The sequence below is a fragment of the Acidobacteriota bacterium genome (assembly GCA_033549365.1).
Classification (GTDB): Bacteria; Acidobacteriota; Aminicenantia; order Aminicenantales; family Saccharicenantaceae; genus JAWSUF01.
In genome coordinates, this window is the sequence record JAWSUF010000030.1 from 1 (window position 1) to 7,640 (window position 7,640).

The following is a 7,640-nucleotide window of genomic DNA, read 5'->3' on the forward strand; positions in this document are numbered from 1 at the left end:
GTGGATATCATGGAGGGTTGTAGCCCTTTTTTTTCGTCCTTGTCAAATGCCATCACGTAACTTTGAAACAAGCTCTATTTTTAAAATCGATAGCAGCAAAAATTTCGGCGTTGAGTTCGCTTGTCGCCGTTCCCGGCGGAACGACATTCAATTCGATTTCGAACGGTTCGGACGTCGGAGGAAGACACGTCTGGTCGTCGCAGCCCTGAAAATTCAGCCGGCCCTTGATTGTCCGTTTTCCAGGCGCGGCCTTGTCCGGAACGGACAGAAGAAGACCGAAATGAATGTCCCCGTCATAGACCGTGATTTCACCTTCGGTATAGTCGAAACGGGCCATGCGGGCCTGAGGATAGACCATCTCGATCAGAATCAGATCCTCCGTCTCATCGCAGGAAAGAACCGTGGGGATGATGAAAGGATCGTCCTGGACGGGACCGTTGATGTGCCAGCCCGGAACGATCCGGGCCCGCACGGCCAGTTTGATCGTGCCTCCGGACGCCACACCGTCCGCGGAGAGATACGGCTGGACGGCGACGATGGGTGTTTCCTCGGCCATGACCGGGGCCGCCGGTCGGGTGGGAAATGCGGCGGATATCATCGCGACGGAGACGGCGGCCGCGGCAAGGATGTGTTTCATAATCGTTCTCCCGGTCTTCTTCACAAGGTGCGGATTATTTTATGTTGAATCCGCGGCGGTGTAAACAATAAGCCCAGGGAGAACGGGCGGATGATTCTCGTGTCCGAGGGCGCGCTTTGAGAAACCGGCTCGGGTGTCGTGTTATTTCTTCTGGAAGCGGACCGTGACGGTGAAAATGACGGGATGCGGCTTGCCGTCGATGATCATGGGCTCGTAAAGCCACTGGCGCACGGCGTCGATCGCCGCCTGGTCGAGTTCCGGGATGGACTTGAGAATCCGGGCGTCCGCGACCCGGCCGTAGATATCGGTCACGGCCTCCAGGATGACAATGCCGTCAATGCCTTTTTCTCTGGCTTCTTCAGGGTAGACGGGCTCGACGATGCGAATGAGCTTGGGCGGCTTGATGTCGCCTCTGGCCTTGATGGGCAGACCGACCGCCCCGTAGACATCTCCCGCGACCCCGCCGATCTCTTCCTCTTTCTCCTTATCAACGTCCTTATCGATATCCTTATCCTTGTCCTTGTCGGGGGCAAATCGCACTGTGACGGTGAACAAAATTGGACGCGGCTTGCCGTCGATGATCATGGGTTCGTAAATCCACTGCCGCACGGCATCGACGGCCGCCTGGTCGAGAAGCGGGATGGACCGCAGGACTTTGACGTTCTGTACGCGCCCGTAAATATCCGTCATGACCTCGAGAATGACGATGCCGTCCACTCTGGCCTGGCGGGCGATCTCCGGATAGACGGGTTCGGTCTTCCGGATGAGTTTCGGCGGTTGAATGCGTCCGATCGCTCTGACCGTGCCGAGAATTTCGCCCTCGAATCTCAAAGACAGGAAATAGGGCTCGCCGGCCGCACTTTCGAAACCGAAAACAGCGGTCTTGCCGGCCGCGGTTTGGAAAGCCGTGTCCAGGATTTCGGAGGTCTTCGCCTCGACAGTTTCCTCGACCTGAAGACGGAATATCGGGAGGACGCCCGATGTCCCGGCCCTCGGCGTCAACGCCACCCCAAATTCCCGCCCATTCATTCGGAAGCGATGCTTGATTTGATCTTCGCCCGGTTTGCCCAGGCCCTTGGGCGCAGCCATGGCCAGGTCCGCCTCCGTGATCAAGCGAACGTCCTTCAGGTTGAAGACCCTGGCAATCTGTTTTCTCTCGCTTTCCAGATCGTCCCGAGCCTCGAGAGCCCCGCTGAAGACTGGCTGGAGATAGGAGGACGTCACCACGGCGACGCCGGGTTTTCCGGCCTCGCGCACGCCCTCCAGAAAACGCATCTTGATCGTGGCTGAGGCGGACTCCGGCCCGGCCCAGACGGCCGGGGCGACTGCAATCGCCAGACAGACGATGAAAGCTGTTTTTCGCATCCTATTCTTCATGTCATCCTCCTCAAAATGAGTCTTGTTTTCTATGGCCGTCTCTCCACCCAGACGATGACCATGTCGGACTCCCTGGGTTGGAAGATAAAGGCATTTGCGGGCTCTCCGCCGATCTTAATGTAGGAGATCCGGAAACCGTCATCGGCGGCGGGCGGACCGTTTTCAGCCGGGGTCGGCAGGCGGTCAAGCATCAGGAAACCCGAGACGACAAGAACCAGGACGGCCGCGGCGCCCGAAAGGGCGGGAAACCAGGACAGACGGCCCTCCATGAGCCTCCGGCGTCTTGAAGCGCCGGGCGGCGGCACGGACGCGGCGTCGATCCGGATTCTACCGAGGCGGCCGACCCGCGCGGCATCGACGAGGAGCGACTTCGCCTCGTCCCGGCCCAAAAAAAGCGCGGCGCAGGCCCGGCATTTTTCAAGATGACGTTCGACGATCCGCCCCGTCCAGGGACGGATCAACGGCATGCGGCTGAGACAATCAACGATGCGGCAGGCGTTCATGGGATCCCTCCAGAAGAGCCCGGGCTTTTTTCCGGGCCCGGAAGAGATGGACACGGACCGTTCCCGGCGAGCAGTTCATGATTGCGGCGATGTCCTTGAGCGGCCGGTCGTCGCCGGCCCAGAGCGTAAGAACCGTTCGTTCCCGCGGGCTCAGGGTGCTCAGGACGGCGGCCGGAAGCGGTCCCCCGTCCTTCACCGGGGGATTTGAAGTCAACCGCGCGGGACGGCTTTCGGCGGCAAATCTGTCGAAAAATCGCCGGAACCGGCTGCGTTTCCTGAACACGTCCATGCATCTCCTGTACCAGATGGCGAAGAGCCAGGTCCGGAAACTCCGGGCTCCGTCGAACCTGTCCAAATGCCGGAAAGCCCGGCAAAAGGTCTCCTGGACGACGTCCTCGGCGTCTTCGCGGTTCATGAGGACGTTCAGCCCGGCGGCCAGAAGATGAGGGCCGTACCGGTCCATCAGGCCGGAGGCGCCCGCCTCTTCCCCGCTCAGGCAGAGACGAACGAGGTCCAGGTCATTCCCTTCGTCCATCGTTCCTTTGTTCATGGAGATTACGCTTCAGGACCCCCGCGCGTTTACATGGTGGATTGCGCTCCCATGATCGCACGATTCCGCCCTCGACTTCCAGGCGCTCCGCCACCCCAGACATGTCCGACTGCAGAAGAGATTGACGGGATGCCGGCGGAATCGTCGGAGCTCGACCCCGGCACGAAAATCGATTTTCAGGCGCTTGCTAAAAGCCCGTGGGCCTGCCGCAGCTTGGCCCGGACGGGCAGGCCGTAGAGGCAGGCTTCTTCACAGGCACCGCAGTCCCGGCAGACAGCGACGTTTTGTCCCCCATCGAGCGATCGGTAGGCCTCCCGGGCAACGGCCGTTTTGCCGTAGGTTTCGGCGTAAGTGAGAAACCGCAGGATGGACGTCGTATCGATGCCGGCCGGACAGACATCGCGGCAGACGGCGCAGGCGTGGCAATAGTTCCGCCGATTGTCCGCCACATGCCGGGCGAGAATTTCGCGCTCGGCGGTCCCGAGAGGACTTCCGGCCGCGGCCAGGTCTTCCTCCATCTCCTGGTAGGACTGAATCTCCGTGACCACGGAATCGACATGGGGATTGTCCAGGGCCCACCGGATCATGGCCTGGGGAAGCGTGGATGTTTCCGTTTGGTACCTGGCCAGGTCCTGCTGCCGCCCGCCGGACTTCAGCACTTTCATGGCGATAATGCCGACGTCTTTGCTCTTGGCCAGGGCGATGAGCCGCCCGATACCGCTTTCGCCCAGGTAATCACCGAACACCGCGGTGGACTTTTCGGCCGGCTGGCCGTCGAAGACGTTGTAGGCGAGAGTGATGACATCGTAATGCCCGCAGGCAACGGCCTTTTCGACGACGGCCGCATGATTGGCGTGGCAGGACAGCCCCGTGAAGCGGAATTTGCCCTGTTCGCGGAGTTGAGCGTAAGCGGAGAGCACCCGTTCGTCGTCGAGGTCGGTGGGATTTTCCGCGCCGTGGACGGCGAGCACATCGATAGAATCCGTCTCCAGGCGGCGCAGGCTGCCCTCGACGGACCGAATGATGGAGGTCTCATCCCATTTCCCGCGCACGTGAAACTTGGTGCAGAGGAAGGTCGAGTCCCGGCCCCGATCTTTGAACATCCGGCCGATGCGCCGTTCGCTGTTCCCGCCCTCGTAATTATGGGAGGTGTCGATGTAGTTGACGCCTCGATCCAGAACCTGATAAAAAAGATCCCCTCCGGGAAGCGGGCTTCCGCCGAGAGAAATCTCGGATAATTCGATCCCCGTGCGGCCCAGACGGCGGAAAGCCATGCCGTTCTTCACGGTCCGCCGGATCGGTTCCTCGACGCCGGAAAAGAGAGTCTTGGCCGGACCGAGTGCGGCCGCAAGTCCCCCGGCCATGAGACCTTTTAAAAACTGTCTGCGGCCGGAGCCGCCGCGAAACACACATTGATCATTATTTTTGTCAGACATCATGCCGTCAGGATACCATAACATATCCTCTTTTTACTTCCCCTCTGTTTTCTCGAAGTGGGTCCGGTACCAGTCGACGACCCTCTCCCATTTGTCGAGATAAGTCGCCTCGTTCTCGGCCGCGCCGATGCCGTGGCCGTCGTTCCGGTAGTTGACCCAGACGCACGCCTTGCCGAGGCGCCGCAGGGCATAGTAGAGCTCGCGGGTGTTTCCGGCCGGGACGTTCCAGTCTCCTTCTCCCGTGATCAGAAGGTGCGGCGTCTTGATCCTGTCGGCGAACAGGACGGCCGAGTGAAGGAGATACTTGAACGGCTGTTCCCAAAGCGTGGCCCCGATCCGGTCCTGCCCGACCTCGGCGGCGTTGTAGTTCCGGGTGCCGATGCGCGGACTGTCGCCGAGGAAGCTGATGATGTTGACCTTGCCCGCGATGTTGACGGCGGCGGCGAAGCGGTCGGTCTGGGTGATGAGGAGCGATGTCGCGTAACCGCCGTAACTCGTGCCGTGGACGCCGACCTTTGCACCGTCGACGAGACCGCGGTCGATGAGCTGGTTGACGGCCGAGGTCACACCCTTGATCCAGGCCTCGCCGGGATACCCCACTTCCAGGTTGACGGACGGACGCAATCCGAACCAGCCCTGGTTGGCGACAATGTTCATCCCGGAGTGGAAGCCGTTGTCGAAGAACGTCTCATAGATTTCGCAGACCAGCGGATACGTTTTCCCGGGCTCATAGTCGACCGGGTAATAGAGAATTCCGAAAAGCTCCCGGCCGTCGGCGTCGAGGTAGCGGACAAGCTCGCTCCGGGTCAACGTTTTTTCGCGGATCCAGGGATTGAGATCCGTGAGCGTGCGCCTGTCCTTGAAGTCGGCACCCGTCAGGACAAGCTCGTCTGGAGAATCGCCGTCCGACCAGGAGAAGAAGAAGGTCGCGCCGTCTTTCGACATCCGCAGCCCCCGGTAAAGCCCGGAATCCTTGACCAGATCGTCCATGCGCTTTTCCTGGAGGTCGAACCGGTTGAAGCCGCGCTCCCAGCGGTCGCGGGCCGCATGGGTCATATAGAGATAGCGGCCGTCCGGGCTCCAGGCGGCGATACCCGGATGAGGTTCGGGCCGGAGCCGGCTCTCCTTGTCTCTCTCGGCAAAGGCGAAAAACATGTCCCGATCCCCTGTTTGAGGATCGAAGAGCCAGTATCCCTTGTCGGTCCGGGCCAGAAGGCGTCCGCCGTCCGGACTCCAGCGGACGACACTGAAGCGAAGTTTTTTCTCGTTCTTGTCCGCCGGGGATTTCCCCTCCCCCTTGCCGGCGGCCGGAGTCTCTGCAGACTTGTCCGCTGTCAGATTGCGCGGTTCGGTTTCGTCAACGGTTTGAACGAAGATGTCACCGTCCTCGGCCCAGGCGAAGCGGCGGCCGTCCTCGGTCCAGGCATACGTCCGCCTCTTGTCCGTGCGCGGAACGAGGATCTTCGGTTCCGCCCCATCGGCCAAGTCAAGCCGGAACAACTCATGTTCGCGGCCGTCCTGTCCGGATTCGCTTCCGCCGTAGTGCGTGGCGACGGGATGGATGAGGCTGTAGGTGATAAAGGTGTCGTCTTCCGCAATCCGGATGTCGCCGTGGCGGCCTTCCGGCAGAAGTTCGCGGACCCCGCCGGATGCGGCATCGGCCAGAGCAGGGATTTCGAGAAGATTCCTGTCACGGATGGCATCCCATTTCAGAAAAGGCTCGCGCGAGTCATAGACGATGACCGGACCGACCGTCGCCTCCCGGAAGGCGTCCCGGGACGTTTTCTCCCAGGCGGGAGACCGCAACGCGATCAAAAGGCTCCGGCCATCGTTCGTCCAGACGAGCGGCGAGTTCGACGAAATCGCCTTTTGGCTCTTCAACCGGATTTCCCGAATCCGCTTCGTTTCGCGACTATAGACCTGAAGGGAGAATGAGTTTCTCTTGCGAAGGAAAAAAGCCAGGGTCTTTCCGTCAGGGGACCAGGTCATTCTCTGGACTTCGACTTTGTCACGGAAAAGAGGTTCCATTTGCCCGGTCGATGTATCCAGGATGACAACATCGGCGGGCCGCGGCGCAACATAGATCGGATCGCCGAAACGGTGGTGGTCGGTGCCCAGCCTGTCGTAGGGCGTGGTGACAAACCCGGCAATGAACCGGCCGTCGTCCGTGACACTCTGAACGCTGAAGGACTTGACACTCAGGGAATCGGCCGCGGTGAACGGCGTTTTTTCGGCGGCCGGCCAGGCGGCGACCGAAACAAGGATCAGGGCGCAGACAAGCGCCGCGAGGGATTTCGGAACGGAGGACATGGCGATCTCCTTTATGGAATTCCGTTCCATTACACGGGCAAACCGCCGGACTGTCAAGAGCCGGATTTCGGCGGCAATTGACATCGCGGCCGCGCCGCAATAATATGGCCTTAATTTTTTGGAATATTGCATGAAAACGGCGGCCGATCGTTTGAACCCAAAGTCCGCGGCGGCCGTGTTGACGGGGCTGATTCTCCTGGCTTTCGCCCTGCGAAGCATCGGGCTCGATTTGACCTTCCGCTCGGCCGACGAAACCGCCGTTGCGACCCGGATCCTCAAGTTTCCCGGCTTCGCCTGGATGTTCCTGGAATATTACGGGCTTTTGATCAACCTGATCGTGAAGTTCTGGGCGGCCGGAGTCACCGCCCTGGGGATCACTCTGACCGAGTTCTGGTGGAAGCTGCCCGTCGCCCTGGCCGGGACTCTCTATGTCCCTCTTGTCTGGGGTTATCTGGGAAGCCTGGGGGCCGGAACTTTCGGACGTCTGTTCGGCGCAGCCATGACGGCCGTCCTGCCGATCCACGTCATGCAATCCCGGTATCTCTGGGGTTACGAAGTTCTGGGCGCTTTTTTCCTCCTTCTTTTCCTCTGGGCCGGCCGCCGGTTTTTCGGGAAACCGACCCGCCGCAGGGGCGCGGCGCTTTCGCTGGCTGCGGGTCTCTATCTTGTCTCCCACGGTTACATTCTGCCGTTTCTTCCCACGCTCCTTCTTGCGATCATTCTCTGGCCGGCGCACGACGGAATGCTTCGTCCCGACTTTCGCCAATAGCTTTATCGGCAACTCGGAACTTATTATATATCATGATGATAGCTCTTATCTTGGTGTA

Annotated in this window: 7 protein-coding genes; 1 reads left to right on the forward strand and 6 read right to left on the reverse strand. The window is 60.5% G+C overall.

Annotated elements, in window-relative coordinates; translation table 11 throughout:
• Positions 1-52: 52 nt before the first annotated feature.
• The 6 genes from SCM96_15665 to SCM96_15690 form a co-directional block, all read right to left on the reverse strand.
• Positions 53-637: a protein-disulfide reductase DsbD family protein gene (locus SCM96_15665; GenBank protein MDW7762064.1), complete on the reverse strand. Its 585-nt coding sequence runs from the start codon at positions 635-637 to the stop codon at positions 53-55.
• Positions 638-778: 141 nt separating this feature from the next.
• Positions 779-2,014, reverse strand: a complete 1,236-nt coding sequence (locus SCM96_15670) for an energy transducer TonB (GenBank protein ID MDW7762065.1) — start codon at positions 2,012-2,014, stop codon at positions 779-781.
• 29 nt (positions 2,015-2,043) lie between these two features.
• The gene (locus tag SCM96_15675) at positions 2,044-2,517 is read right to left on the reverse strand and encodes a hypothetical protein (protein MDW7762066.1); all 474 of its coding nucleotides are present in this window, start codon (positions 2,515-2,517) and stop codon (positions 2,044-2,046) included.
• On the reverse strand, positions 2,495-3,067 hold the full coding sequence (locus SCM96_15680) for a sigma-70 family RNA polymerase sigma factor (protein ID MDW7762067.1): 573 nt from the start codon (positions 3,065-3,067) through the stop codon (positions 2,495-2,497). Before SCM96_15680 ends, SCM96_15675 begins: the two co-directional genes overlap by 23 nt.
• Before the next feature lie 176 nt (positions 3,068-3,243).
• Positions 3,244-4,431, reverse strand: coding sequence for an aldo/keto reductase (locus SCM96_15685; GenBank protein MDW7762068.1), 1,188 nt, complete (start codon positions 4,429-4,431; stop codon positions 3,244-3,246).
• Positions 4,432-4,536: 105 nt separating this feature from the next.
• Positions 4,537-6,813, reverse strand: coding sequence for a prolyl oligopeptidase family serine peptidase (locus tag SCM96_15690; protein MDW7762069.1), 2,277 nt, complete (start codon positions 6,811-6,813; stop codon positions 4,537-4,539).
• Between the two features lie 130 nt (positions 6,814-6,943).
• On the opposite strand from SCM96_15690, the gene SCM96_15695 reads away from it, so the two are divergent.
• Complete coding sequence (locus SCM96_15695) at positions 6,944-7,582, forward strand: hypothetical protein (protein ID MDW7762070.1); 639 nt, start codon at positions 6,944-6,946, stop codon at positions 7,580-7,582.
• Positions 7,583-7,640: the final 58 nt, after the last annotated feature.

What these genes read in the sequence shown, in the direction of transcription:
- SCM96_15665 (MDW7762064.1), bottom strand. Translation starts at nt 637, where the DNA reads ATGAAACACATCCTTGCCGCGGCCGCCGTCTCCGTCGCGATGATATCC.
- SCM96_15680 (MDW7762067.1), bottom strand. Translation starts at nt 3,067, where the DNA reads ATGAACAAAGGAACGATGGACGAAGGGAATGACCTGGACCTCGTTCGT.
- SCM96_15685 (MDW7762068.1), bottom strand. Translation starts at nt 4,431, where the DNA reads ATGGCCGGGGGACTTGCGGCCGCACTCGGTCCGGCCAAGACTCTCTTT.
- SCM96_15695 (MDW7762070.1), top strand. Translation starts at nt 6,944, where the DNA reads ATGAAAACGGCGGCCGATCGTTTGAACCCAAAGTCCGCGGCGGCCGTG.
- SCM96_15690 (MDW7762069.1), bottom strand. Translation starts at nt 6,813, where the DNA reads ATGTCCTCCGTTCCGAAATCCCTCGCGGCGCTTGTCTGCGCCCTGATC.
- SCM96_15670 (MDW7762065.1), bottom strand. Translation starts at nt 2,014, where the DNA reads ATGAAGAATAGGATGCGAAAAACAGCTTTCATCGTCTGTCTGGCGATT.
- SCM96_15675 (MDW7762066.1), bottom strand. Translation starts at nt 2,517, where the DNA reads ATGAACGCCTGCCGCATCGTTGATTGTCTCAGCCGCATGCCGTTGATC.